Consider the following 25,866-nt stretch of genomic DNA (forward strand, 5'->3'; position numbering starts at 1 on the left):
TATTATGAAAAAATATATAGCCTTTCTTTTCCTGGGAATATTCGCTTTTGGCTGTTCTGATCTTGAGGAACATCCGGTGGGAGTTATTCGCCCTGACAACTTTTTTAACAATACAGATGACTTGCAGGCCGCTGTAAACGGAGCTTTTGCAAACATTGCGCACAATAATTACTGGGGACGTGAATTTACAATTGCCCTAATGCTGCGCGATGACATGGCCGATATTGGCGACAGAACCACGCAGGCTGCCCGTATTGATGTAAATGATATGAATATGAATGATACCAACGCGCTTGTTGCTAACTTTTGGCCACAATCGTATATCATTATTACTGCTGCCAATCAGGCGATTGAAGGTGCTAAAAAAACGCCCGGAGATCCTGCAAAAGTAAACGCCATTGTAGCTCAGGCTTATTTTGCAAGAGCCTTTACTTATTATCATTTGGTTCGAATTTTTGGAGATATTCCGTATGTTGATTTTGTTGTGAATGATGTATCGCAGGTAAATTCTTTAAGCAGAATGAAAGAAGCCGATGTTTACCCAAAAATTATCGCCGATTTAGAATTTGCAAAACAATGGCTGGAAGACAAACCAAAAGTAAAAGCGGTTCCGGGAAAAGGGACTGCAGCGGGTTATTTGGCTTCTGTTTACCTGACTTTAGGAAACTATCAAAAAGCCTATGACGAAGCAAAATATGTGATTACAAACGAAGCGAAGTTTGGTTTAGGTTTAGATGCTGATTTTCAGGATTTATTTAATGCTACAAAAACGGCTGCCTTAAAAGAACCTTTATTTACGATTGACTTTAACAATCTCGTTTCAGGAAATTACGGTCAGGATTATACGGCGTTTTTTACAGGTTCATTAAAAGATGACAGTTATAGTTACGGACAGGGATTTTCTGTTGCAGTTCCGTCTTTAAAAGTTTTTAATACTTGGGATCAAAGAGATTACAGACGCGCGGTAAGTTTTGATACGATTATCAGAAAGAAAACCGGTCCGGGCGGCGCTTTGCAGGTTTATCCTTCAAGCGATAACGAAAAAGCACCGCGTCCGCATATTGCAAAATACTATCGTTTTCCCGGAAAAGCAGGTGCAAACGGAAGAACTTCGCAACACAATTATATCACGATGCGTTACGCAGAAGTTTTGTTGACTGCTGCCGAAGCTTTAAACGAAATCACGCCGGGAACTACAGAAGCTGATGGTTATGTAAACCGAGTGCGCGCAAGAGCCAGAAATAAAGCGGGAAAACAGGTTTCATTTCCGGCAAACGTAACGCCGGGACTTTCTCAGGCTGATTTTAGAAAAATGGTTATTGAGGAAAGAAGGCTTGAACTGGCTTTTGAATACATCAGATGGTATGATATCAAGAGATTGAAAAATGGTCCTGAAGTATTTGGTCCGAATGGATTGGAACCACATCCTAATTTTGATCCAAACAAAGATTACTTATGGCCTTTGCCGGGAACTGAATTAGCGATCAATCCTAATTTAAAACCGAATAATCCGGGGTATTAATTAACACAAACAGTATTATTGAACGCAGATGAAACGGATTCGCTATCGCGAAGACGCAGAAAAAACGGATTTTAAAAAATAGATTAAAAAATCCGTAAAAATCAGTGTTTTCGCGATAGCGAATCCGATCAATCCGCGTCTAAAATTTAGTCTGGAAACTAAAAAAAATTAATTAGTAAGCATGAAGAAAGTTAGTTTCATTTGTTTAATTCTAGGGTTTGCACTGCTTGGGACAGCGTGCAAATCCGGAATTAATTCTCAACCAAAAAATACCTCGGCAAACGCCAAAAATCTTCTGGAAAACCGATACAAAATGGTATTGGATTATCCGGTAGATTCGATGTCGATGCCAAGAAGTATGACCATCAATACCAATACAATAAAAAAAGTTCCGTCGCGAGACTGGACAAGCGGATTCTTTGCCGGAAACTTATGGCAATTGTACCGACTTACAAACGATTCCAGATATAAAGAACAAGCCCAAAAATGGACACCTTTCAGCAAAAAAGAAAGCGTTAACAGTAATTCGCATGATGTTGGTTTTAAGGTGTTTTGCAGTTTTGGAGAAGCGCTGAAAGTGGAAAACAAACAAGAATACAAAGATGTGATTATCAAAGGCGCCGAAACTTTATGCACGCGTTTTAACGCAAAAGTCGGGGCGATTCGTTCTTGGGATTTCAACAAGGAAATTTGGGATTATCCAGTGATCATCGATAATATGATGAATCTCGAATTATTATTTGAAGCCTCAAAATTATCAGGAAATCAAAAGTATCATGATATTGCCGTAAAACACGCCAATACTACATTAAAAAATCAATTTAGGGAAGACAATAGCTGTTATCATGTTATTGATTATAACCCAAATACAGGCGAAGTTAGAAAGAAAACAACCTTGCAGGGTTACAATGACGATTCGGTTTGGGCACGCGGACAAGGCTGGGCCGTTTATGGATTTACGATGTCATACCGATATACCAAAGATCCGGCGTATTTAAAACAAGCCGAAGCGACAGCTAAGTTTTTCATGACGAATAAAAACCTGCCGGAAGACGGAATTCCGTATTGGGATTTTAAAGATCCTGCAATTCCAAATTCACCGCGCGATGTTTCTGCGGCAACCGTTATGGCTTCTGCTTTATATGAACTTTATAGTTATACAAAGGATCAAAGTTATCTGGCTTTCGCCGATAAAATAATGACGTCTTTACAATCAGAAAAATACATTTTACCCAATACTGTAAAAGCACCTTTCATTCTGGACCACAGTACCGGAAACTGGCCAAAACATGACGAAATCGACGAACCTATAATCTATGCCGACTATTATTTTCTGGAAGCTTTATTAAGAAAAAGTGGCAAAGTGACAAAGGTACAAAGCGACAAAGTTACAAAGTGACAGAGATTTTCAGCCTTTGAACCTTTGCGCCTCTTAACCTTTGAACCTTTGAAAGAATCTAAAAAAAATCTATGAAGAATCAACAATACCACTATACATTTTACACTTTTGCACTTTTGTTTTTTTTTCAAATTTGTCTGAGCAGCATTTTTGCTCAGACAAAAATGAATATTAATAACGATTGGCTGTATCTGGAAAATCATACTTCAAATCTTGATGAGGCAAAAAGTGCCTTAAACTGGACGCCGTTAAATTTACCACATACCTGGAATGCCGAAGATGCAACAGATTTAAATCCGGGTTACAGGCGCGATGCAAGCTGGTATGAAAAGAAATTGAACATTGCCCAAATCGATACAAACAAACGCTATTTTTTATATTTCGAAGGCTCGAATGTTACGACCAAAGTTTATGTAAACGGTAAAGAAGCCGGCGGGCATATTGGCGGTTATATAGGGTTTACAATCGATATAACGAATTTTATCAACGAAGGAAACAACGACATTTTTGTCCGCGTTGATAATAGTTATGACATCGAAATAATTCCGTCGCAAAAAAGTGATTTCTTTATTTATGGCGGAATCACAAGAGATGTGTGGTTATTATCAAAATACAAAAACCGTATTGATAATCTGAAAATTACAACGCCTGAAGTTTCTGCAAAAAAAGCTTCGGTACAAATTCTGGCTTCGACTGTAAATCCTGAAAATAATAAAGATTTATCCTTAACGGTGATTCTTAAAAATCCGAAAGGAAAAAAAGTCGCCAGCAAAACAATTACGATTTCTGATAAAACTTCGAATATTACTTTCGAAAACATAAAAAATCCAGAATTGTGGGATACGGATAATCCCAATTTATATTCGGTTACGGCTATTTTATCAGAGAAAAATCAAATAAAAGACAGTGTAAACGAAAAAGTTGGTTTTAGATGGTTTGAGTTTAAAGATCACGGTCCGTTTTTCCTTAACGGAAAAAGACTGCTTCTTCGTGGCACACATCGTCATGAAGAACAAGCCGGAGTTGGCGCTGCGATGTCAAACGCGCAACATCGTGCTGACATGGAATCGATCAAGAAAATGGGCGCTAATTTTGTTCGTCTGGCGCATTATCCTCAAGATCCTGAAATTTACAAAGCCTGTGATGAACTGGGTTTACTGGTTTGGGATGAATTGCCGTGGTGCCGTGGCGGAATTGGTGATGAACTTTGGCAGACAAACACCAAAAATATGCTGGCCGAAATCATCAATCAAAATTACAATCATCCCAGTATTATTATCTGGTCGTTAGGAAACGAAATGAACTGGCTTCCAGATTTTCCCGATGGCGATAATACAGAGAAAACAAATGTGTTTTTAACCGAATTGAATGACATTGCCCACAAAATGGATCCAACCCGAAAAACGGCGATCAGAAAATATTATGAAGGTTCTCAAATTGTGGATGTCTTCTCGCCTTCTATTTGGTCTGGCTGGTATTCAGGAAGTTATAAAAGCTATCAAAAAGCAATTAACGTTTATAAAAAAGAATACAAACATTTCATTCATGCAGAATATGGCGGCGATAGTCATGTTGGGCGTCACAGCGAAAATCCCGTAACGGGCGAAAACGTCATAAAAGCAGAAGGCTGGGAAGAAGCAATTGTACAAACCAAAGTGGCCAATATTGCACAAATTGGCGATTGGAGCGAGAATTACATCGTCGATTTATTCGATTGGCATTTGCATATATCCGAGAACGATCCAACATTTGTGGGAAATGTGCAATGGGCGTTTAAGGATTTTGCAACGCCATTGCGCCCCGAAGATGATATTCCGTACATGAATCAAAAAGGACTTGTGGACAGAAACGGAAATCCGAAAGATGCGTATTACGTTTTTAAAAGTTATTGGAGCAAAGAACCGTTTACGTACATCGAATCGCATACCTGGACGGAGCGCCAGGGTCCCGAAAATACGCCTAGAACGCTTAGTGTTTTTAGTAATTGTGAGAAAGTTACTTTGTATCATGGCGGAAAATCACTGGGAGAAAAAACCAGAAACCTTTCTTTATATCCTGCAAATGGTTTAACTTGGCATGTTAATTTTACAAAAGGCGAAAATATTCTGGTTGCCGTTGGAAAAACAAAAGAGGGAAAAACGGTGTCGGATACTTTAAAAGTGAATTACCGTTTTAACAAAAATGATACGGCAACTTCCTTACAATTGTCTTCTGAAAAATTAAAAAACGGCAATTATCTGGTAACAGCAATTGCAATTGATAATAACAATCTGCGTTGTCTGGATTATGAAGAAAGTGTTTATTTTCAATGTTTGAAAGGCGGAAAAACCATGAAAAACCAAGGAACTCCAACGGGAAGTGAATCGATTAGAATGGCAAATGGAAAAGCTTCGATTGAAGTTGTTCCGGATGGTTCTGGTCTGCCAATTGAAATGACCGCTTTGAATCAGAGTTTTAAAGGGGAATATTTGAAAATTAATTTAACTACAAATTTAACCGCAAAGAGCGCAAAGTGAAAAACGCAAAGTTCGCAAAGCTTTTTTAAACTTTGCGAACTTTGCGTAAATCTTAGCGGTCTTTGCGGTTAAAAAAACATTCCTATTTTACAACAAATACAAAAAACAAAATAATGAAAAAACTAATAACCACATTACTCCTAACCTTTTCCATTTTTGGACAGGCACAAAACCAAAACTTACTATCAAACGTTCCAAACAGAAATACAACTTCATTAAACGGCGTTTGGAATTATATTGTTGATCCTTACGAAACTGGATATTACAGCTTTCATCACGATGAATACGACAAACAGGCAAAACCATCCAATGCGGCATATTTTAATAATTATCATGCGGCAAACAAGCAGGAATTGGTGGAATATGATTTTGATAAATCTCCAAAAATAAATATTCCGGGAGACTGGACTTCTCAGGTTCCGGAACTGAAATATTATGAGGGAAATGTCTGGTTCAAAAAATCATTTGATTATGATTTAAAAGCAGGAAAACGTCTTTTTGTGTATATGGGCGCCATCAATTACAAAGCTGATGTTTATTTGAACGGTAAAAAACTTGGAACTCATATTGGCGGTTTCACGCCATTTAATTACGAAGTGACTTCGATTGTAAAACCAAAAGATAACTATCTGGTGATTAAGGTTGATAATACACGACATAAAGAAGATGTTCCGACCATTAACACGGATTGGTGGAATTATGGCGGAATCACGCGCGATGTGACTTTAATTGAAGAAGAAGCTTCATTTATAGAAGATTACAACATTCAGCTTAAAAAAAATAATACCGATTTAATTGCCGGTTTCATTAAAATTAATACGCCTGATGCGGCAAAAAATGCGGTTTCAATTTCGATTCCTGAATTAAAAATTAATTATAAAGGAAAAGTGGGAACTGACGGAATTTTAAACTTTGAAATTCCGGCTAAAAAAATCTCGTATTGGTCGCCCGAAAACCCAAAATTATATGATGTTACGATTGATTATAACGGACAAAAATTAAAAGACAATATTGGTTTTAGAACCATTGAGACAAAAGTAGATAAAATTTTACTGAACGGAAAACCAATCTTTTTGCGCGGAATTTCGATTCACGAAGAAAATGCAAAAGGCGGACGTGCCAATTCTGAAGAAGATGCTTTACGTTTACTAAACTGGGCAAAAGAACTGGGCTGTAATTATGTTCGTCTGGCACATTATCCGCATAATGAGAACATTATCAGAACGGCAGATAAAATGGGACTGATGGTTTGGGAGGAAATTCCGGTATATTGGACGGTTGAATTTACAAGAGAAGCTACGTATCAAAACGCTGAAGATCAATTAACAGCGGCAATTACAAGAGATAAAAACAGAGCTTGTATTATTATCTGGTCGATGGCAAATGAAACGCCAATATCTGATGCGAGAAATACTTTTATTAAAAAATTAGTTGATCATACCAAATCATTGGACAATACAAGATTGATCAGCGCGGCTTTATTAACGCAAAGCGGAAGTGACGGTTTTGGAACCATTAATGATGCAATTGGTGAATATCTGGATATTATTTCTTTCAACCAATATTTGGGCTGGTACGGTGGAAAACTGGAAGATGCCGAGAAAATTTTCTGGAAAACAAAATACAATAAACCGGTTATCGTTTCAGAATTTGGCGGTGATGCCAAGGCCGGATTACACGGTGAAAAAAACGAGCGCTGGACAGAAGAATATCAGGAATATTTATACATTCAGAATTTGAAAATGATAGAAAATATTCCGCATTTAAGTGGTACAAGTCCGTGGATTTTGGTTGATTTCAGATCTCCAAGACGCCTTTTACCGGGAATTCAGGACGAATACAACCGAAAAGGACTGATTTCTAACGATGGTCAAAAAAAGAAAGCTTTTTATATCATGCAGAATTGGTACGCAAAGAAGAAAAAAGAATAATAATTGTATGATTTCTCTTTGTTATTCTCTTACTTTGTATGAACCATAAATAAATTAATACTGTTATGAAAAAATTTAGTTTATTGGCAATTACACTTTTGATTGCCATTTCTGTTAAAGCTCAAGACGTTGTAAAATTTGCGCCGCTTGATGCAAGTCCGGTTGACATTGCCTATTTTCCAAATAAAGCGGTTAAATTCAAAAAAACAGACAATCCATCGCCTTCTATCAAGGTTATTTATTCAAGACCATCTGTAAAAGGACGTGTGATTTTTGGAGATTTAATTAAGTTTGGTGAAGTTTGGAGAGTTGGTGCCAACGAAAATACAGAGATCAAATTCTACAAACCTGCCACTATTAATGGTGTTGCAGTTCCTGCAGGAACTTACAGTTTGTTTGCAATTCCTGAGAAAGACAAATGGACAATTATCATCAATAAAGAACTTGATTTGTGGGGAGGATATGCGTATGATGAAAGCAAGGATCTTGTGAGAATCACAGTTCCGGTTAAAACTGTTTCAGAAGTAATCGAAGCTTTATCAATCGCTTTTACATCAAAAGATAAAGTAACAAATCTTGTAATTGGATGGGATAAAACAACAGTTGAAGTTCCGATAACAATAAAATAATTGCTTGTTATTTTAACATAAATATCAAAGAGACACTTAATTAAATTTAATTAGTGTCTTTTTTTTTGCTTAATATTGAAGTCATTTTACCAACTAACCAAAACCACAAAAAATGAAAAAACAATATTTACTGTTACTATTTCTGTTTTCCGTTTTCGGCGGAAATTCTCAGCAAAAATTTAAGATTACGTATGAACAATTAAAGGAATATGAAGGTATTTATGAATATCAAAACAATACCACGCTGCAAATAGCCGCTTCGCCAAAAGATACTATTTTGTATGCCATTATCAATGAAAGTAAATATCCTTTAAAACCTTCTGAAAAAGACATTTTTCTCAATATGTCTAAAGAAAAAGTTACTTTTCTTCGAAACAAAACTTCAATAATTACCGGTTATTCTTCTGATGAAAAGACCTTTAATCTGATCAATAAAAAAGTCGTTTTTCCCAAAGAAATGTGGTATCCGCGACTGAATTCAAAAGACTTTAAATATGTTTATCAGCCACCCAAAAAAGATGTTGACGGTTTAGCCACGGGAACGCTGGATAACACGGGATTAGACAAAGCATTATTGAACGAAATGATGCAAAAAATTGTCGACGGAACCTATCCAAATGTGCATAGTGTTTTGATTATTAAAGATGGAAAACTGGTTTTTGAAGAGTATTTTTATGAATACAACAAAACCAAATTACACGAATTGCGTTCTGCTACAAAAAGTTTTATTTCGGCGCTTACCGGAATTGCGATTGATAAAGGTCTGATTAAAAGTAAAACGGAAACGGTGCTTTCTTTTTTTCCGGAATATACTTTTAAAAATCTGACTGATGATAAACGAATAATTACGATTGAAAATCTTCTGACCAACCAAAGCGGAATTGATTGCGATATCAGTAATCCAAAATCTGAAGGAAACGAAACCGCGATGAATAATTCTGATGACTGGATACAATATTCTTTGGATTTACCAATGATCGATGTTCCAAACGGAAGAGGAATGTATTGTTCCGGAAATCCGATTATTTTGGGCAGAATTGTTGAAAAAGCAACTAAAATGACGCTTCCTGATTTTGCCAGACAAACGCTTTTTAATGATATTGGCATCAAAAACTTCAAATGGAATTTTAAACCAAATTTGAGCAGTGCCGAAACATTTTGCCAGATTTATTTAACTCCCAGAGATATGAGCAAATTAGGTTTGCTTTACCTCAATAAAGGGGTGTGGAATGGCAAACAAGTCGTTTCTAAAGAATGGGTGGCAGAATCTCTCACCAAACACTCTGTTGTTCAAGGCGTTAATTACGGTTATTTATGGTGGCTTAAATATCTTGAAGTAAACGGTGTTCGTTATAACGGAAAAGTGGCTCAGGGAAATGGCGGTCAGAAAATTTATATTTGGGAAGATCAAAATATGATTACCGTTATTACAGGCGGAAATTATAATTCACAATCACCAAGTGACGAACTGATTCAGAAATATATTCTGCCTTCTTTTAATAAGAAGTAAATGATTGGATAATGAGATAATTAGGAAATTAGATATGCAAAAAGGCCATCAATATTTTTGATGGCCTTTTTAATTTTTCTCAAATACTATTTCAAATTTATTTATTTTTTAAACATGGGAATTATGTAAAATTTATTTGAAATTATATAAATATCATGTATATTCGACTACTATTTTTGGAAGGTATAGATAAGTAATTATTAAGAAATGTTCCACAACTTGTTTAAAAACTTAATGATTATTCAATCATGAAAAAATCTATACTAACCTAAACCAAATTAAGAAAAATGGTGCATTGTCATAAGCGAAATATCCCGTAAAAATTTAAAAGACAGTAATTAAGAAAACTACTTTTTTATATTCCCACTATTAATCACGTAGCATTTTTTTAATTTGTGCCTAAAAAAAAATTTAAGACTTTAGTCTTATGACGTTATGCATCATTTTTCATTATTATCGCGTTGATTAATTATTTGAAATACGGCTCATTTTATTAATTAAGAAATCCCTTTAGAAATCAAAAAATATCTGATTCCTAAAGGGATTATTATTTCATTTTTAATTTAATTTATCAGGCAGTTGCAACAGCAGGTTCCAGAATTTTATCGAGTGTAATTGGCAAATCTCTAACCCGTTTTCCGGTGGCATTAAAAACAGCATTTGCAATTGCAGGAGCCATTCCTACCAAAGCTGTTTCACCAAGACCTTTTGTTCCCATCGGATTACTTACAGGATCTTTTTTATTGACAAAAAACACTTCCTGCTTTTCAATATCAGCATTTACCGGAACATGATAATCTGCAAAATTATTATTGATCGGACGTCCAAAACGATGATCAATTTCCAGAGCTTCCATCAATCCCATACCGATTCCGCCAACAGCTCCGCCGTACATTTGTCCCGCCGAAGTTTTATGGTTGATTACCGTACCAATATCAGCGCAGGAAACGACATGTGCAATTCTGATTTTACCTAAATTCGGATTCACCAATACTTTTACAAAATGCACTGAGAATGAATAAATCGAATATTTTTTTGCTTCCTCAGAACCTTTTGATTCATTTTCTACGGCTAATTCTTCTAATTTATTGGCACTAAGCAAAGCTGCTAATGAAACTGATTTGGAATTATTTTTTTTAGACAAAATCGAACCATTCGCAAAAGCTAAATCTTCAATAGCAATATTTTTAAAGGTCGGATTTTCAGTTGCCAGACCCAAAGCTTTACTAACTAACAAATTACACGCATCATGAACCGCAGAACCTACAGATGAAGTCGTTGCAGAACCTCCCTGCGTTGGACCTTTCGGCAGTCCGCTTCTTCCCATTTCGATAATCACATTTTCAGTAGGAATTCCGGTAATTTCTGCCCCAATTGCTGTCATCATTGTTGCCGTTCCCGGTCCCATATCATTTATACTGCATTGTAATACTAAATTTCCGTCTGCCAGAAATTTTGCTTTTACAGTCGTTGGATTTCTATAGGAACCAAAAGTTCCTGTTCCCATTCCGTAACCTACAAGCCATTCGCCTTCGCGAACACTTCCTGGTTTGTTTTTACGGTTTTTCCAGCCAATGCGCTCCATTCCGCCTTCGTAGCAATCCAAAAGATATTTACTGCTCCACGGTTTATTTTGTTCCTGATCTTTTTCGGCGTGATTGCGTTTGCGAAACTCAATCGGATCCATATTTAATTTGTGCGCCAATTCGTCAATAGCACTTTCCAGCGCAAATGAACCTGTCGCCTCGCCCGGACCCCGCATCCAGATTGGCGTGCAAGTATCCAGATCTGCAATACGATATCGTGTAGAAACGTTTGCACAATCATACATAAATCGGGACATATTTACAGTTGCTTCGGTAAAATCTTCATAGTTTGAAGTCATTGCCACAGCTTCGTGCGTTAATCCCGTTAATTTACCGTCTTTGGTTGCTCCCAATCCCATTTTTTGAATTGTATAAGGTCGAAACCCAACATTGGTAAACATTTGTTCGCGATGCAAAACTAATTTTACCGGTTTGTTTATTTTTTTTGATCCGATAAGTGCTGCAATTTCATAAGGCCAGGTATGCAATCCCATTCCAAAAGCACCTCCAAGATATTCAGAATGTACTTCGACATCTTCCGGCGGAATTCCAAACACATTTCCAACACTTTTTCTTGTTCCTTCAACACCCTGGCTTTTAGTATACAAAATCGGTTTATTTCCCTCCCATTTTGCAATAATATTCGCCAATTCCATTGGATTATGAACTTCTGTGGGAATCGTGTATTCTTCTTCTAAAACAACTTCTGCATTTTTATATCCGTCTTCCACACCACGATTGTAATCTTTGGCACGTTCTCCTCCTGGATTTCGGCTTTTATCTTTTACTTTTTCAAGTTGTGTCGTATGTTCTTCTTTTAAATATTCGGCTTTAATTAAACTCGCCGCATATTGCATGCGTTCAAATGTATCAGCAATAACCAAAGCTATCGGCTGATCATAATAACGAACAGCATCATCTTTGAATATCTGAAGCGGCTGACCCAAATTATTGCGTTGTTTGGCCTGCGCGTATCCGGTTGGTTTATCAATATTTAAATGTGTGATTACCGCCAAAACTCCGGGCGCCCATTCCGCTTTTTTAGTGTCAATACTTTTGATTCGGCCTTTGGCAATAGTACTTCCAACCAAACAGGCATAGGTCACACCAGCGGTTTTATATTCTGCCGAATAAGTTGCAGAACCTGTTACTTTAGCAAATCCGTCCACTCTGTTTATATTACTTGTCTTGCTCATAATCAAATTATTTAGATGCTGCTAAAGTTAAGGCTTCGGTAATTGCATTTGGTCCAAGAGTCAATTTAAAGGCATTGTCGCCATAACTTTTAGCGCCTTTCATGCTTAAAGTTGCCGCTTGTTTAAATAGATCTTCAGAAACTGTTTTTCCTTTCAAAAATTCTTCGGTTTCTGTTAATCGCCACGGTTTATGTGCAACGCCTCCCATAGCAAGTCGTGCGTCATTTATTACATTATTTTTAATATCTAATCCAACAGCGACAGAAATTAAGGCAAAGGCATAACTGCTTCGGTCACGCACTTTTAAATAATGTACATTTTTAGTGAAATTATTCTCCGGAATTTCGATCGAAGTAATCAATTCTTTAGGTTCTAATGTATTGTCTTTTTCAGGCGTATTTCCCGGAAGACGATGAAAATCAGTGAATTTTATTTGTCTTTTCCCTTTTGGACCTTCGACCAAAACCGTCGCGTCCAAAGCGGCAAGAGCGATACACATATCACTTGGATGTACGGCAATACAACTCTCCGAACCTCCAAAAATCGCATGCATTCTGTTAGAACCGCCAATGGCTCCACAGCCGCTTTTTGGCGTTCTTTTATTGCACGGCATATCGGTATTATAAAAATAAGAACAACGCGTGCGCTGCAGCATATTTCCTCCCACGGTTGCCATATGTCTGATTTGCTGAGATGCTCCGGCAGCCAAAGCCAAAGCCAGCAAAGGATAATTTTCTTTGATTAATTTGTCCTCGGCAACCTGACTGTTTTTTGCCAGTGCGCCAATGGATACTTTTCCGCTTCCGAATTCTATTTTCTTGAAATCTAATGCTGTGATGTCAACCAGTTTATCCGGAGCGACAACATTTTTTTTCATTAAATCCACCAGATTGGTTCCGCCAGCAATAAACATCGCCGAAGGTTCTTTGCTGATATTAGTTACAGCAGATCCGGATGAAAGTGCCCTGATTATTTGAAAGTTTTTCATAGCTCCTTTCCTCCTTCCTTAACTTCGGTTATGGCGTCTACGATATTGTGATAAGCACCACATCTACAGATGTTTCCGCTCATATATTCTCTTATTTCTTCTCTGCTGTTGGCGTGACCTTCTTTGATACAGGCAATTCCTGACATGATTTGTCCCGGTGTGCAGTATCCGCATTGAAAACCATCATTTTTAATGAAAGCTTCCTGCATTGGGTGTAATTTTTTTCCTTTCGAAAGTCCTTCGATAGTAGTAACCTGTGCATTTTGCTGCATGGATGCCAAAGACAAACAGGACAAAATTCTGGTGCCGTTTACATGAACCGTACAAGCACCGCATTGCCCGTGGTCACAGCCTTTTTTTGTTCCTGTCAGTTGAAGATTCTCCCTCAATAAATCAAGTAAAGTAGTTCGTGGTTCAACATTTAGAGTATGTTTTGTACCGTTTACTTCAATCGAAAGCGGAACTGTCTCTAAATATTCTGCTATTTTTTCATCCCATTTCTTCTCAGAGGCCATTACCAGAGAAGGCGGAGCAAAAGCAAGTGCCGTAAATAATCCTGATTTTTTTATAAAATCGCGACGTGAATTTGTATCGTCTTCGATTACTTTTTTACTGTTTGTTTTCTTGGGAGTCATGCATACTGTTTTTAAATTAACAAATTGCTTGTATTGCTTCTCCCAAATTTAAGAATACTTGATGAGAAAATATTATAAAATTCACACAAACACGCTATTCATAAAATTTCTATATAAGGAAATTTTTACTTAATTTTCAAAATCGTATTTTTACAAGATTAGTTAAAAAACCTCCAATGATTTATTTAGATAATAATGCAAGTACTCGTGTAGATGATCGTGTATTAAATGCTATGCTTCCGTACTTTACAGAAACTTATGCCAATGCCGGAAGCGCTCATATTGGTGGATTATCCGTAAATGAAGCTGTGGCAAATGCTGCCTGGCAAACCGCAAATTTAATTGGTGCCAATGAAGAAGAAATCATTTTTACATCCGGTGCGACAGAAGCTATAAATCTGGCCATCAAAGGTCTCGCCAATCAGGATCGAAAACATATTGTTACAATTGTAACCGAACACAAAGCCGTATTGAATACTTGCCAGTATATGGAAAGCCTTGGGTTTGAAGTTACATACTTACCTATAGCTTCTGACGGGATTTTAGACCTTAATCTTTTAAATGAATCAACAACAGATAAAACACTGATTGTCATTGCAATGATAACCAATAATGAAACAGGTTGCATTCAGAATATTGAAGCTATTTCTGAAATCGCTCACGCTAAAAATATTTTGTTTATGTGCGATGCAACTCAGGCGGTTGGAAAAATTCCGGTTGATGTTCAAAAACTTGGAATTGATCTTTTACCTCTTTCTGCACATAAATTTTATGGTCCAAAAGGGATTGGTGCTTTGTACATTTCGGCGAAAGCCAAATTAAAATTAGTACCCCAATTGCATGGCGGAAACCAACAACGCAAACTACGAAGCGGAACTCTAAATGTACCCGGAATTATAGGTTTGGGAAAAGCTGCGGAAATTGCTCTTCATGAATTAGAAAATGATCAAAAAAGAATTTCAAAACTAAGAGATAAACTGGAAAATGGGTTATTAAATTTTGAAGGTTCGTTTGTAAACGGAAATACCAAAAACAGAATTTACAATACAACCAATATTTGTTTTCCGGGTGTAAACTCTGAAAGGCTAATTCTTGCTTTACAGGATATTTCAGTTTCGAATGGCTCGTCTTGTTCTGCAGTAACATCTGAGCCTTCGCACGTTTTAAAAGCGATGGGTTTATCTGATGAAGATGCTTTGAGTTCGATAAGATTTAGCTTGGGAAGATTTACTAGCGAAGATGAAATTGATGAAACGATTGAGCGTGTTTTGGATTTGACGAGGAAATTAAGAGCTTAGTTTTTTAATCTCGCAAAGACGCAGAGGCGCAAAGTTTTTTAAATCCTCACGAAATAAGCTTATTATAATCTTCAATGGTGTCAATATCGATATTACCTTTTTCAAAAGGAACAGCAATTACATCATCAATAAAACGGTTGATTATTTTTTTGGCGCCTTCGTGACCTTGTAATTCTAAAAGTTCATCAAAATATTTTTCACTAAAAAGAACCGGCGTTCCGAATGTCTCAGAATAAGCTGAGGCTGCAATTCCTTTTTCGTTATTTTGATAATGATGAATTAAATCTTTAAATATGTTACTTGTGAGATAAGGCTGATCGCAAACCGCAAAAATACAAGTCTCGCAATCCGGGCATAAAGTCAGTAATTCCTTGAGTCCTTTGGCAATTGAAGTCGAGATCCCGGATTCCCATTCTGAATTGAAACAGGTTTTTATTTCGGGGAAATTGAGCCCGTTTTCTATTAATTCTGTGTTTGAACCTGTAACCACAATAATGGTGGAATGTGGCACAAGAAGAGCTTCTTTAATGGTATTATGTAAGAGCGTCGCATTTTTATACTCCAGCAATTGCTTTGGCTGACCTAATCTTGAAGAATTTCCGGCAGCCAGAATAACAATTCCGGTTTTTGTTTTTAAATCATTTGACATACAATGCTTCATTATGAATTTTTCCGGTTTTGTATTTTAACGAAGTTCCCGTTTTACCGCTCATCATGGCTTTTATTTCAGCTAAGATTGATAAAGCAATTTCTTCTGATGTTTCTGCACCAATATCAAGTCCAATTGGACCATAAATTCGGCTTAATTGTTCCTCAGTTACTTTTATTCCTTCATTAAACAAATCATCAAGCATGCGGTTTAACTTTGTTTTTGGTCCCAAAATACCAATATAATTGCAATTGGTTTGCAGCAGCAATTTTAACATCGCCAAATCATATTTGTAATTGTGGGTAATCAAAACAAAAAAAGTCTGATTGTCGATTTGTATATTTTCAAAAACCTGTTCGGGCTTTCCAACCAATATTTGCTTTGCTTTTGGAAATCTTTTTTTCGTGGCATGCGTCGCGCGTCCTTCAGTTATGGTAATTTCCCAGCCTAAAAGTTCTACCATTTTTACAAGTGGCTGTACATCGTTTCCTGCTCCTACGATAACGAGCGAAACCGGCGGAGCGATATAGTCCAGCAAAGCTTCTACCTCACTGCTTTCATCGATACTATTGATGGTAGTAATTTTGGTTTCTATGACATTTTTTGCTTCTGAGAGCAGTTTCAATGCTACAGGATTATGATAGAGTGGTTCTTTATTTTCTCTGTAAAACAAAACTGTTCCGTCTTGTACGGCGTGTTTTTTCAGTGAAAATAAGGTTCCAATTATTGCAGGTTTCCTTTCTTCTTGCAATTTTTGTAATAGTTCAATGGGATTATTTGGAATATTTTCATCAATATATTCAAAGAGAATATGAACAATTCCGTTACAGCCCAACTGCAATCCGAGTTCAATATCGTCTTCGCTATTGGTATTATAGGTAATGAGTTTATTTTGCTTTTGGTTTATCGAAAGAAGCGCTTTTCGTAACGCATCACCTTCCAGGCAGCCTCCACTTATGGCACCTGTCAACGAACCGTCTTCCGTAACCAGCATTCTTGCTCCTGGCTGGCGATAAGATGAACCTTCAACTTTGACTACTGTTGCCAAAGCTGTTTTTTTTCCTGCAAGTTTTGCTTCTGAATAAGCTTTAAGAATTTCGCTGATTTCCTTCATAAAATTGACTCCTCTTAACAAAAATAGAGAATTCTTTTTTGCAAAACGAGCGAATTCAGTAAAAGTATTAACTCAAAAAAAGTATTTTGAAGTAAATAAAAGAGTCAGCTTTAGTCTATTTCTCTAAGGTTAAAGAATAATTTAATTCTGATTTTATTATTTCACGCTTATTATTCAATAAATAAATTTTGTTGGGATTATTGCTCAAAAGTCCATAATAGATTTGTTTAGATTCCGGCTGATCCCAGTTTAGAACATAAATCGTTCCGTCCGGATCATCTGCTAAACCTCTTTCAAGATTAAAATTGCCCTGATAGACAAAATTTCTGTCTGGTTTTCCCTTATAAATGCTGGTCAATTCAAATTTATGGCTTTCCATTGTTCCATCACCCTGATAAATTTTCAATACAGTTTCAATTCCACTACAATCAGCACAAGGCAATGTACCTTTATATATCGTTGCTTCATTTAAATTATTCGTATTTTCTATAATGTTGGTTTCTCCTTCTTTTAATGGTTTTTCAATTACTTTTTCATTGTTTTTAGAATTACAAGACAATAAAACACAACCAATTACAAATGAAATCAATAAATTTCTCATAGTAAATTATTTTTTTTACATGTCAAATATACAGAATTTTCTTATTTTAAAATAAATATTTTAACTGAAATACAAATTATCTACTACAATAAAAATATTCATTTACTAAAAAAATAAACCAAAATTAATGTTCTGTTAAAACTCGAAAGAATACCTTTTAGTGTTTAATAATGAGGCAATTTTATTTTTTCGAAATATAATTTGTAAGGCTAAGTTTTGTATTTTTATCTGGCAAAATAGAATCCTTTAACTTTAAATAAAAAAATACATGGGAAAATTTGTAATTACTAAAAGAGGCAACGGCGAATTTCAATTCAATTTAAAAGCAGGAAACGGTCAAACAATCCTTTCTAGTGAAGGTTATTCAACAAAAGCTGCGTGTACAAGCGGAATTGAATCAGTTAAAAAGAATTCACAGGATGATAACAGATTTGAAAAACTGGAATCTAAAAGCGGAAAACCTTACTTTACTTTAAAAGCCAGCAACGGTCAAATTATTGGTTCCAGCGAAATGTATGAAAGTACAAGCGGAAGAGATGCGGGAATTGCATCGGTAAAAACAAATGCAGCTGATGCAGTTACAGACGATCAAACAGTATAATTTTTTCTAAATAATCATAAAAAAACGAGGCTTTAAAACCTCGTTTTTTGTTTTTATATGGGACCGAATTTCTTTTTATAACGGCATAATTCTTCTTCTGTTTTTTTAAGAAGTTTTTCCAAAAGCTTTATTTTATCTTCATAAAGCGTTTTCAGGGTTTCGTTGTTATCCTGATTTATTAGAATACTTCCGTTGTTATTTCCTTTTACATTATTAAAATTATTGAAATATTTCTGGCTGTCGAAACTAATAATATCTTCGACACTGACATCTAAAATACGCGCAATTTCAACCAGTTTAACATACGAAAGAATCGTTTTTCCTTTTTCAATTTTACTATAACCCGCCTGGGTGACACCTAGTTGATCTGCCATATATTCCTGAGTATAATTTTTTAACTCTCTAATACTTTTTATTTTATTTTTTATTGAAGTGGCCATAAACTTGATTTGGGGGATGTGGTATAGCTATAACTACAATGCTCAATCTGAAATTGCTTCAAATATGGATTAGTGAAGCAAGTTTGTTATTTTTTTTTGATAGTGATAATAAAACCGTAAACAATTGCAACGCCTATGAAGAGTAAATCACAGTTTGAAATTCTAAATATTTGATCCATTTTAATTTTATGTAGTCTGCAAAATATGATCAAACTTAAGGTTCAGATACTGGTCAATTTGTTTTCCGATTTTTATTTTATCTAATGCATTGATTTTTATTTTTATTTCTTTTTTATAAATATCTTTGACCACAACATAGTAGTCAAATTCGATATTTTTTGGAAATCTTAAAATGACTAAAATAGTGTAACAAAGCAAGGTTGGTATAATGTAGTAGAGTTCGACAAAGTCGGTAAAAAACATGAAGTAGTAAGCGAAAATTGTTACTATTATAAAAGAAATATTTTCAATAAGATAGGATTTCTTTTTTTTGAGCAATCCAAGCTCTAAGATTTCATTAAAGTCGTATTGCCAGCTTTCTGATCTGTAATAAAACTGGACCTGATCATGCGTAAGTGTAAGGAACATAAAATTGCGTTATTAAAATAAAAACATAAGAATTATCATTCAAAATGATGGTATGACAAAGAAAAAAACATTTTTTAACTTAAAATCAAGATGAAAATTGCTAAAATGCTAAATAATATCCTACGCAATATTACGCATAATCTGCTTTTCTATTCTTACAAACTACCTTATAGAATATAACTATATGTTGTAATTCAATCTAAATATCAATTTTTACCTATCATTTGATAACACTAAATAAAGATTTTCCCTATATATTCTTTTCCCTCAAAACATTAGGTTTGTAGGACACTTTTACTCTTGTTATAATTGTAACTTTCCAGTTGATTTTCGTTAAAAAAATACCCGCAAGAAGTTCGTGCGGGCGTTTTAAATTTTAGTTTAAATTTCTATTTATGATTTTGTGATCATATCTTCAATTCTCGAATATGAAATTTCGGGATTTGCTCCGGCTGCTTCGGCTACCAAAGCACCAACTGCACAAGCAAAATCAATTGCGGTTTGAGGATCTTTATCTGTGAGTAAATAAGTAATTAATGAAGCCAGAAACGAATCGCCTGCGCCTACTGTATCAGCCACTTTTACCGGATAACCTTCATTTTCATAAAGTTGTCCTTTCCATAATAATATTGCGCCGTGTTTTCCTCTTGTAACACATATTTCTGTAGAGTTTGTTTTTTCGGCCATGAAATGAATATTTTCTTCCAGACTTGTAAAAGGTGATTGCAAGGCTGTGGCAATTTCGAGAATTTCGTCGTCATTAAATTTTATAAAATCTGCTGCAAGCATCAGTTCTTCGAGAATCTCATATGTATAATGAGGTTTTCTTAAATTGACATCAAACACTTTATAAACATTGGTTTGCAGTAAATTTTCAAGGGATTTTCTGGATACTTCGTCCCGGCAAACCAGGCTTCCGTAAATTAAAACATCGGCATTAAGAACCAGGCTTTCTGCCTGATCATTCAGTACAATTTTATCCCACGCCGATGGATAATTTATGTTGTAAGTTGCAGAACCACTTTCGTTTAAAGTCACATTTACCAATCCCGTCGGGAAGGTTTCAGACTGAATGATAGTATCCGTTTGAAGTCCTAATTGTTTGATATGGTTTATAATGGCCGCTCCGTCTTCATCTTTTCCAACGCAGCTTATCATAGCAACCTGACAGCCTAATGTTTTCATGCGCAAAGCAACATTCAATGGTGCGCCGCCTATCTTTTTCTTATCATCAAATACATCCCAAAGTACTTCTCCGTAAGCAACTGCGTTAAGGCTTTTTTCGTTATTCATCTTATCTTTCTTTAAATCTTTAGCCAAAAAAAGGGCGATCAATGTCTCCCTTTCTCTATTTCAATCTATATAAAGATAACTTTTTATAATTTTTATTCCAATAAAAAACGATTAATCCCGTAATAAATTGACTCTTTCCAGACCGATTAAGCAATTTTATAATTTGAAATTTTATTGTTTTCGCTTCAAAAGATAAAATAAGCCACCAACTTTTTTGCACCATTCTTTCATCAAAGTAATAATTAAGATAGTTTCTATTCCTGAAATTAATCCAATAAGCACAAATAAATTTTTCGTTGCATGCGTAGAATTTAAAACTAATTCGGCCAGATAAAGAAAAAAAGATAATGCCCATAAACGATTTATAAAAGTAGTCGGAATATAAAAATTGCGAAACTTAAAATAATTTATCATCAGGATAAAAATTCTCAAAAGTAATATTGCAAATATTACATAATCAAAGATTAGTGATCGAATAAAAATAATCGCTATTATAAATATTAGCCAAGTAAAATAATTAATTAGGCTATAATATTTTTTTAAAGAATCAAATGATTTTAAAGGATAGGACAAAATCATATTGAAAATAATAGCAAGGAGAATCAATACATCATAGTGCTCCAATTTTGTTTGAAAAAGAAGTATCAAAAGCAGCAATGCAGCCGGGCTAAACCTTAATATTAGCTTTTTAGCCATTTATGTATGTTGATTTAAATTCTTATTTCGAGATCTTACTCCAATAAAAAAACAATTAATCCTCTCGCTCCGTGCGCTCCCAAAACTAAAGATTGTTCAATATCCGCCGTTTTTGAAGGTCCGGCGATAAAAGTTGCAAAGCCATATTCCATGTTTCCAATTCGTTCATACGCCTGATGCATGGTCGGTACAATATCATTTTTATTGACAACAATGGCCAGATATTGCGCGATAAAAGGCGCTACACGCTGTCCCAAAATATCATCGGTTACCCAAAGTGCGCTGTTTTCGGCAACACCAAAATGAGCTTTAATAATCGTTAATTCTACATTTTGCAATTCATGCGGATCATCATTTTTCCAGTCTAAAACCGCCACTTCTGAAAGTTCCGGAATTGTGGTGATAATACGTCTTTCAAGTGCATAATTAGTCTTTAAATAGTCTATTATTTCATTGTAATTGGCAACTTCTACAAAATCGCCGCCAATGTTTTTTAAAACGGTTTTATAAGTGTCCAAAACAGCAAACTGATCTGAACCCAAAACATTTAAATTAGGTAAATCTGCAGTTGTTTTCGGTTGGCTGTTTTTTATTTTCTTTAGAATTTCTTCTTTACTGCTCATCTTTTTTCGCTTTAGCTTCTCTCGAATTTTTCTTGTACCATTCTCTAAAAGATTCCTCAGGAACATCGGGCATTTCGCGCTGATCGTACCATTTGTTCATTTTATTGTTGACCAAAGCCGGAATATTTTTCATTACAAATCTTCCTGATTTTCCTGCGATATTAAAAATGGTTGGGTTTGCCAGAACAGTTGCCATTGTTTTCATCGCAACGGTTTTTGCTGCAGGCGTATGTCCTTCTTTTACCAAAACCTGACGCCATTTGTACAATTGATCGTGAATGTCAATTTTTACCGGACAAACATTGGTACAAGAGCCACAAAGCGTACTTGCAAAAGGTAAATCGGCATTTTTGCTCATGTCGAGATTGGGTGCCAAAATAGCGCCAATTGGTCCCGCAACAGCATTGTGATAGCTGTGTCCGCCGCTTCGTCTGTAAACCGGGCACGTATTCATGCAGGCACCGCAACGAATGCATTTTAGAGAGTTTTTAAAATCTTCTCTTCCCAATTGCGTACTTCTACCGTTATCGACAATCACTATATGAATTTCTTTTCCGTCTCTTGGCTTTTTAAAATGACTTGAAAACGTCGTAATCGGCTGTCCAGTAGCACTTCTTGCTAATAATCTCAGGAAAACACCTAAATGTTTTCGCTCCGGAATCAACTTTTCAAATCCCATACAAGCAATGTGAACATCGGCTAAATGTGCGCCCATATCTGCATTCCCTTCATTGGTACAAACCACAAATTCCCCGGTTTCTGCAATGGCAAAATTAACTCCGGTTAAAGCGACTTTGCGTGTTAAGAAGGTATCTCTTAAAGTTAAACGAGCCGATTCTGTTAAATATTGAGGATCAAAATTTCCTTTTTCGGTTCCCAAATGCTCATGAAAAGTTTCGCTTACATCTTCTTTTTTCAGGTGAATGGCCGGCAAAACAATATGGCTTGGCGGTTCTTTACGAAGCTGAACAATATATTCACCCAAATCAGAATCGATAACTTCTATGCCTTTTTCAGCCAGATAATCATTCAAATGGCATTCTTCTGTAAGCATGGATTTTGATTTCACCATTTGCTTTACATCGTGTTTTGCCATGATCGAATGCACGATTTCGTTGTGTTCTTTTGCATCGGCTGCCCAATGCACAATGATTCCGTTTTTTTGAGCATTAGCCTCAAATTCAACTAAATAATCATGAATATTCGATAGTACATTATTTTTTATTTGTGAAGCCGTCTCTCGAAGTAATTCCCAATCGGGAATATTGTGTGCAGCTCTGTCACGCTTTTCACGAACAAACCAAAGAGTTTCATCATGCCAGTTTACACGTTCCAAATCTTTGTTGAATTTTGCTGCGGCTTCGCTGTGCTGTATTATTTTTTCTGATGACATTTTTAATTATTTAAAAGTCAATTTTGAAATGTTTAGCATTGGTATGCTTTATTTAACCGCAAAGTTCGCAAGGTTTTTACGCAAGGTTCGCAAAGCTAATTTTTAATCTTAGCGTGCTTTGCGTATTTTTTCTTTGCGAACTTTGCGGTTAAAAAACACACTCAACATTTATTTTAGTTTTCGATTGAATTTAATATTTCGGCAATATGAATCGTTTTTACCCTGCTTTTTTGCCTTTTCAGAATTCCTTCTAAATGCATTAAACACGACATATCACCACCTGTAATATAATCAACCTGATGATTTTCATGATCTTTGATTCGGTCTTGACCCATTTTTACAGAAACGGCTTCCTCGGTAACGCAAAATGTTCCTCCAAAACCACAGCATTCGTCTTTTCTGGATAAAGAAACCAAATCAAGTCCTTTTATACTGTGTAATAATTGTTCTGGTTTGGAGAAAAATGGCGCGTTTAATTCTGTCATCTGCGAAAGCTTTAAACCTCTTTGACCGTGACAGCTTACGTGCATTCCAACTCTGTACGGAAAGTTTCCTTCAATATGATCTATTTTCAGAATGTCGGTAATAAACTCTGTTAATTCAAAAATTTTTTTACGCATTTCTGCTGCAACATCTTCTTGTTTTTCATCGTGTAAATGCTCTTTTACATGCAAAACACAACTTCCCGAAGGACAAACAATATAATCAAAACCAGCAAAATTGGCTATAAAATTGGCATCGCATCCTTTGGTTAAATATTGATATCCGCTGTTTGCCATGGGTTGTCCGCAACAGGTTTGCCCCATTGGAAAATGAACTTCACAGCCTAATTTCTGCAAAAGTTCATAGGTTGCAATACCTACTTTTGGATAAAACTGATCGACATAACACGGTATAAATAATCCGATTTTCATATTACTGTATTATTATTTTAACACATAGACTACGTGTATAATATTTTTTCTCGCAGATTTCGCAGATTGAGCAGATTTTTCTTTGATCCTTTTCATCTTTTTAATCTGTGGTTATTTTCTTTTAGCAAATCTATTCTCATTTTTGTCATTCCGAGGAACGAGGAATCTCCGTAAGTAGCTACGTGTCAATTTGCAGACCCAATCTTTGGCGAGTTTCTAGCGGAGATTCCTCGTTCCTCGGAATGACAAAAATGACAAAATTATCTATGCTTCTCTACAATCAAACAGATTTTTAATTTTTAATTCTAAATTTTAATTCCAAACTCTAGTGCTTATAAAACTTCAAATCAATCAAATCATTCTGTATTGGTTTTGGATTCCAGTTTTGATGAATCGCCAATGCTGCACCCAAAGCACTCGCCTGCGCCATTGAAGCTGCATAAACTTCTATATCCGGAAAAGCCTCTGCCAGTAAATTCATGAAAATTGAATTTTTACTGAAACCTCCGTCCACGAAAATCTTCTTTACGGGACTGTTATGAATCACTAAATTAGTCGAAAAAAACTGCTGTTCAACGAGATCCAGCATTAATTGATGGTACGCAACATCGTAACTTTTAAATGTATTGAGATCTCTTTTTTGAAACGGACATTCCTTTAGAATATCAAAATCATATTTCTTTGGATAAACAATCTGGAAATTTAAAGCTCTTAAATTTGAAACAATTTTTTTATCAAAATAAATATCCTTAAAACTGTCAAACGGTACATTAAAATGTTCTGCCAGTCTTTTGGCCTGAATTTCATGTTCGTTACCCGAAAATAATCGGGCTGCTTTTACCGGTTTTTCGCTGTATTGCATATAACACAAACAATCGTTTTTAAGCTCTTCAAACGTTAAAGGCTTATTATTAAACGGATTGAGAGAAATACTCCAGGTTCCTGTTGATAATAAAACGAACGGTTCTGTAAAATTGATCGTGTACGGAATAATCGCCGATGAACTGTCGTGCAGACCGATTCCCACAGCAATGTCATTTTCTTTTTTAATAATATCTCTTCCGGGATGAATTGGCGGAAGTTTCTCTTTTATACCTTCATTTTTAAGCCATTTGTGATACTTCATCTTTTTAAAATTCCAAAGATTCGTATGGCATCCAATGCTTGTAATATCGGTATACGCTTCTCCTGTAAGCAGAAAACTTAAATATTGCGGCAAATGCAGGCAATATTTTACCTTTTCAAACAGCTCCGGATTTTCTTCTTTTAGCCTGTAAATCTGCATTCCTGAATTCAGGCTTCCTAAAACAGGAGAAGCTGTTTTTACTGCAAAAACCTCTTCTCCTCTGTATTTTTTGTAAAAGTTGTCTTTTAGTTCTTTTGGATAATCTTTCAGATAATTGTACAAAGGCGTCAAAACTTCGCCTTTATCGTCAACATACACAAAACTGGCACCGTAAGTACTAAAATTTATTGCTTTTAGAACATAATTGTTCAGTTCTTTTATTTCTGATAATCGGTCGAGAATCCAGTTTTTGAGCACTTCAATATCTTCACATGGAAAACCATCTTCATCGACTGTTTCGTTCAGATTTACTGATTTTTCCCAAACAATTCTATAGTTTTCATCAAATAAAAATACCTTTTTGTTGGTTTTTCCAATATCAAAAATTGCAACTACATTCATTTTAGTTAGTTATAAATTATGAATTATAAATTATGAATTACAGAAGAGTTAACCTAT

General features: G+C 35.5%; 22 protein-coding genes. 8 read left to right on the forward strand and 14 right to left on the reverse strand.

Annotation, left to right across the window (positions count from 1 at the left end):
- Window positions 1–4: 4 nt before the first annotated feature.
- The 6 genes from AC3QL1_RS17455 (at window position 5) to AC3QL1_RS17480 (ending at window position 9,507) form a co-directional block, all read left to right on the forward strand.
- Window positions 5–1,522, forward strand: coding sequence for a RagB/SusD family nutrient uptake outer membrane protein (locus tag AC3QL1_RS17455; protein ID WP_492493386.1), 1,518 nt, complete (start codon window positions 5–7; stop codon window positions 1,520–1,522).
- A 181-nt stretch (window positions 1,523–1,703) separates the two neighbouring features.
- On the forward strand, window positions 1,704–2,921 hold the full coding sequence (locus AC3QL1_RS17460) for a glycoside hydrolase family 88 protein (RefSeq protein WP_492493387.1): 1,218 nt from the start codon (window positions 1,704–1,706) through the stop codon (window positions 2,919–2,921).
- A 164-nt stretch (window positions 2,922–3,085) separates the two neighbouring features.
- Window positions 3,086–5,437, forward strand: a complete 2,352-nt coding sequence (locus AC3QL1_RS17465) for a glycoside hydrolase family 2 protein (protein WP_492493389.1) — start codon at window positions 3,086–3,088, stop codon at window positions 5,435–5,437.
- Between the two features lie 113 nt (window positions 5,438–5,550).
- A complete protein-coding gene (locus tag AC3QL1_RS17470; RefSeq protein ID WP_492493390.1) occupies window positions 5,551–7,368 on the forward strand; it encodes a glycoside hydrolase family 2 protein in 1,818 nt (605 codons plus the stop codon).
- Between the two features lie 65 nt (window positions 7,369–7,433).
- Window positions 7,434–7,997: a DUF2911 domain-containing protein gene (locus AC3QL1_RS17475; protein WP_492493392.1), complete on the forward strand. Its 564-nt coding sequence runs from the start codon at window positions 7,434–7,436 to the stop codon at window positions 7,995–7,997.
- A 112-nt stretch (window positions 7,998–8,109) separates the two neighbouring features.
- Window positions 8,110–9,507, forward strand: a complete 1,398-nt coding sequence (locus tag AC3QL1_RS17480; RefSeq protein ID WP_492493394.1) for a serine hydrolase domain-containing protein — start codon at window positions 8,110–8,112, stop codon at window positions 9,505–9,507.
- Between the two features lie 571 nt (window positions 9,508–10,078).
- Here the strand turns inward: AC3QL1_RS17480 and AC3QL1_RS17485 are convergent.
- The 3 genes from AC3QL1_RS17485 to AC3QL1_RS17495 are packed head-to-tail and all read right to left on the reverse strand — an operon-like array spanning window position 10,079 to window position 13,912.
- A complete protein-coding gene (locus tag AC3QL1_RS17485; protein ID WP_492493396.1) occupies window positions 10,079–12,289 on the reverse strand; it encodes a xanthine dehydrogenase family protein molybdopterin-binding subunit in 2,211 nt (736 codons plus the stop codon).
- Between the two features lie 7 nt (window positions 12,290–12,296).
- Window positions 12,297–13,277 (reverse strand): FAD binding domain-containing protein, encoded by a 981-nt coding sequence (locus AC3QL1_RS17490; RefSeq protein WP_492493397.1) that lies wholly within the window; start codon window positions 13,275–13,277, stop codon window positions 12,297–12,299.
- A complete protein-coding gene (locus AC3QL1_RS17495; RefSeq protein ID WP_492493399.1) occupies window positions 13,274–13,912 on the reverse strand; it encodes a (2Fe-2S)-binding protein in 639 nt (212 codons plus the stop codon). Before AC3QL1_RS17495 ends, AC3QL1_RS17490 begins: the two co-directional genes overlap by 4 nt.
- A gap of 176 nt (window positions 13,913–14,088) precedes the next feature.
- Here AC3QL1_RS17495 and AC3QL1_RS17500 point away from each other — a divergent pair, with 176 nt between their 5' ends.
- Window positions 14,089–15,210 (forward strand): cysteine desulfurase family protein, encoded by a 1,122-nt coding sequence (locus tag AC3QL1_RS17500; RefSeq protein WP_492493401.1) that lies wholly within the window; start codon window positions 14,089–14,091, stop codon window positions 15,208–15,210.
- Between the two features lie 46 nt (window positions 15,211–15,256).
- On the opposite strand, the gene AC3QL1_RS17505 is transcribed toward AC3QL1_RS17500, so the two are convergent.
- The 3 genes from AC3QL1_RS17505 to AC3QL1_RS17515 all read right to left on the reverse strand — a co-directional run bounded on the left by AC3QL1_RS17505 (window position 15,257) and on the right by AC3QL1_RS17515 (window position 17,574).
- Window positions 15,257–15,859 carry a nucleotidyltransferase family protein gene (locus AC3QL1_RS17505; RefSeq protein WP_492493403.1) on the reverse strand — a complete coding sequence of 201 codons (603 nt, stop codon included), beginning with the start codon at window positions 15,857–15,859 and terminating at the stop codon, window positions 15,257–15,259.
- Window positions 15,849–16,973 carry an XdhC family protein gene (locus AC3QL1_RS17510; RefSeq protein WP_492493404.1) on the reverse strand — a complete coding sequence of 375 codons (1,125 nt, stop codon included), beginning with the start codon at window positions 16,971–16,973 and terminating at the stop codon, window positions 15,849–15,851. Before AC3QL1_RS17510 ends, AC3QL1_RS17505 begins: the two co-directional genes overlap by 11 nt.
- Before the next feature lie 115 nt (window positions 16,974–17,088).
- Window positions 17,089–17,574, reverse strand: coding sequence for a copper resistance protein NlpE N-terminal domain-containing protein (locus AC3QL1_RS17515; RefSeq protein ID WP_492493406.1), 486 nt, complete (start codon window positions 17,572–17,574; stop codon window positions 17,089–17,091).
- A gap of 268 nt (window positions 17,575–17,842) precedes the next feature.
- On the opposite strand from AC3QL1_RS17515, the gene AC3QL1_RS17520 reads away from it, so the two are divergent.
- The gene (locus AC3QL1_RS17520) at window positions 17,843–18,175 is read left to right on the forward strand and encodes a YegP family protein (RefSeq protein WP_492493407.1); all 333 of its coding nucleotides are present in this window, start codon (window positions 17,843–17,845) and stop codon (window positions 18,173–18,175) included.
- Between the two features lie 53 nt (window positions 18,176–18,228).
- Here AC3QL1_RS17520 and AC3QL1_RS17525 read toward each other — a convergent pair whose 3' ends face one another.
- The 8 genes from AC3QL1_RS17525 to AC3QL1_RS17560 form a co-directional block, all read right to left on the reverse strand.
- Window positions 18,229–18,615 (reverse strand): helix-turn-helix transcriptional regulator, encoded by a 387-nt coding sequence (locus AC3QL1_RS17525; protein ID WP_492493409.1) that lies wholly within the window; start codon window positions 18,613–18,615, stop codon window positions 18,229–18,231.
- Between the two features lie 186 nt (window positions 18,616–18,801).
- Window positions 18,802–19,203: a hypothetical protein gene (locus tag AC3QL1_RS17530; RefSeq protein WP_492493411.1), complete on the reverse strand. Its 402-nt coding sequence runs from the start codon at window positions 19,201–19,203 to the stop codon at window positions 18,802–18,804.
- A 393-nt stretch (window positions 19,204–19,596) separates the two neighbouring features.
- On the reverse strand, window positions 19,597–20,496 hold the full coding sequence (locus AC3QL1_RS17535; RefSeq protein ID WP_492493412.1) for a carbohydrate kinase family protein: 900 nt from the start codon (window positions 20,494–20,496) through the stop codon (window positions 19,597–19,599).
- A gap of 171 nt (window positions 20,497–20,667) precedes the next feature.
- Entirely contained in the window at window positions 20,668–21,192 is a 525-nt protein-coding gene (locus AC3QL1_RS17540) for a hypothetical protein (protein ID WP_492493414.1), read from the reverse strand.
- A 35-nt stretch (window positions 21,193–21,227) separates the two neighbouring features.
- On the reverse strand, window positions 21,228–21,815 hold the full coding sequence (locus AC3QL1_RS17545; RefSeq protein ID WP_492493415.1) for a LutC/YkgG family protein: 588 nt from the start codon (window positions 21,813–21,815) through the stop codon (window positions 21,228–21,230).
- Window positions 21,805–23,208 carry a lactate utilization protein B gene (locus AC3QL1_RS17550; RefSeq protein WP_492493417.1) on the reverse strand — a complete coding sequence of 468 codons (1,404 nt, stop codon included), beginning with the start codon at window positions 23,206–23,208 and terminating at the stop codon, window positions 21,805–21,807. The genes AC3QL1_RS17545 and AC3QL1_RS17550 overlap by 11 nt, the downstream gene beginning before the upstream one ends.
- Before the next feature lie 173 nt (window positions 23,209–23,381).
- The gene (locus AC3QL1_RS17555) at window positions 23,382–24,122 is read right to left on the reverse strand and encodes a (Fe-S)-binding protein (RefSeq protein ID WP_492493419.1); all 741 of its coding nucleotides are present in this window, start codon (window positions 24,120–24,122) and stop codon (window positions 23,382–23,384) included.
- Between the two features lie 325 nt (window positions 24,123–24,447).
- The gene (locus AC3QL1_RS17560; protein WP_492493421.1) at window positions 24,448–25,809 is read right to left on the reverse strand and encodes an FGGY-family carbohydrate kinase; all 1,362 of its coding nucleotides are present in this window, start codon (window positions 25,807–25,809) and stop codon (window positions 24,448–24,450) included.
- Between the last annotated feature and the right edge of the window lie 57 nt (window positions 25,810–25,866).

The organism is Flavobacterium sp. GW823-FHT04A11, assembly GCF_058796535.1.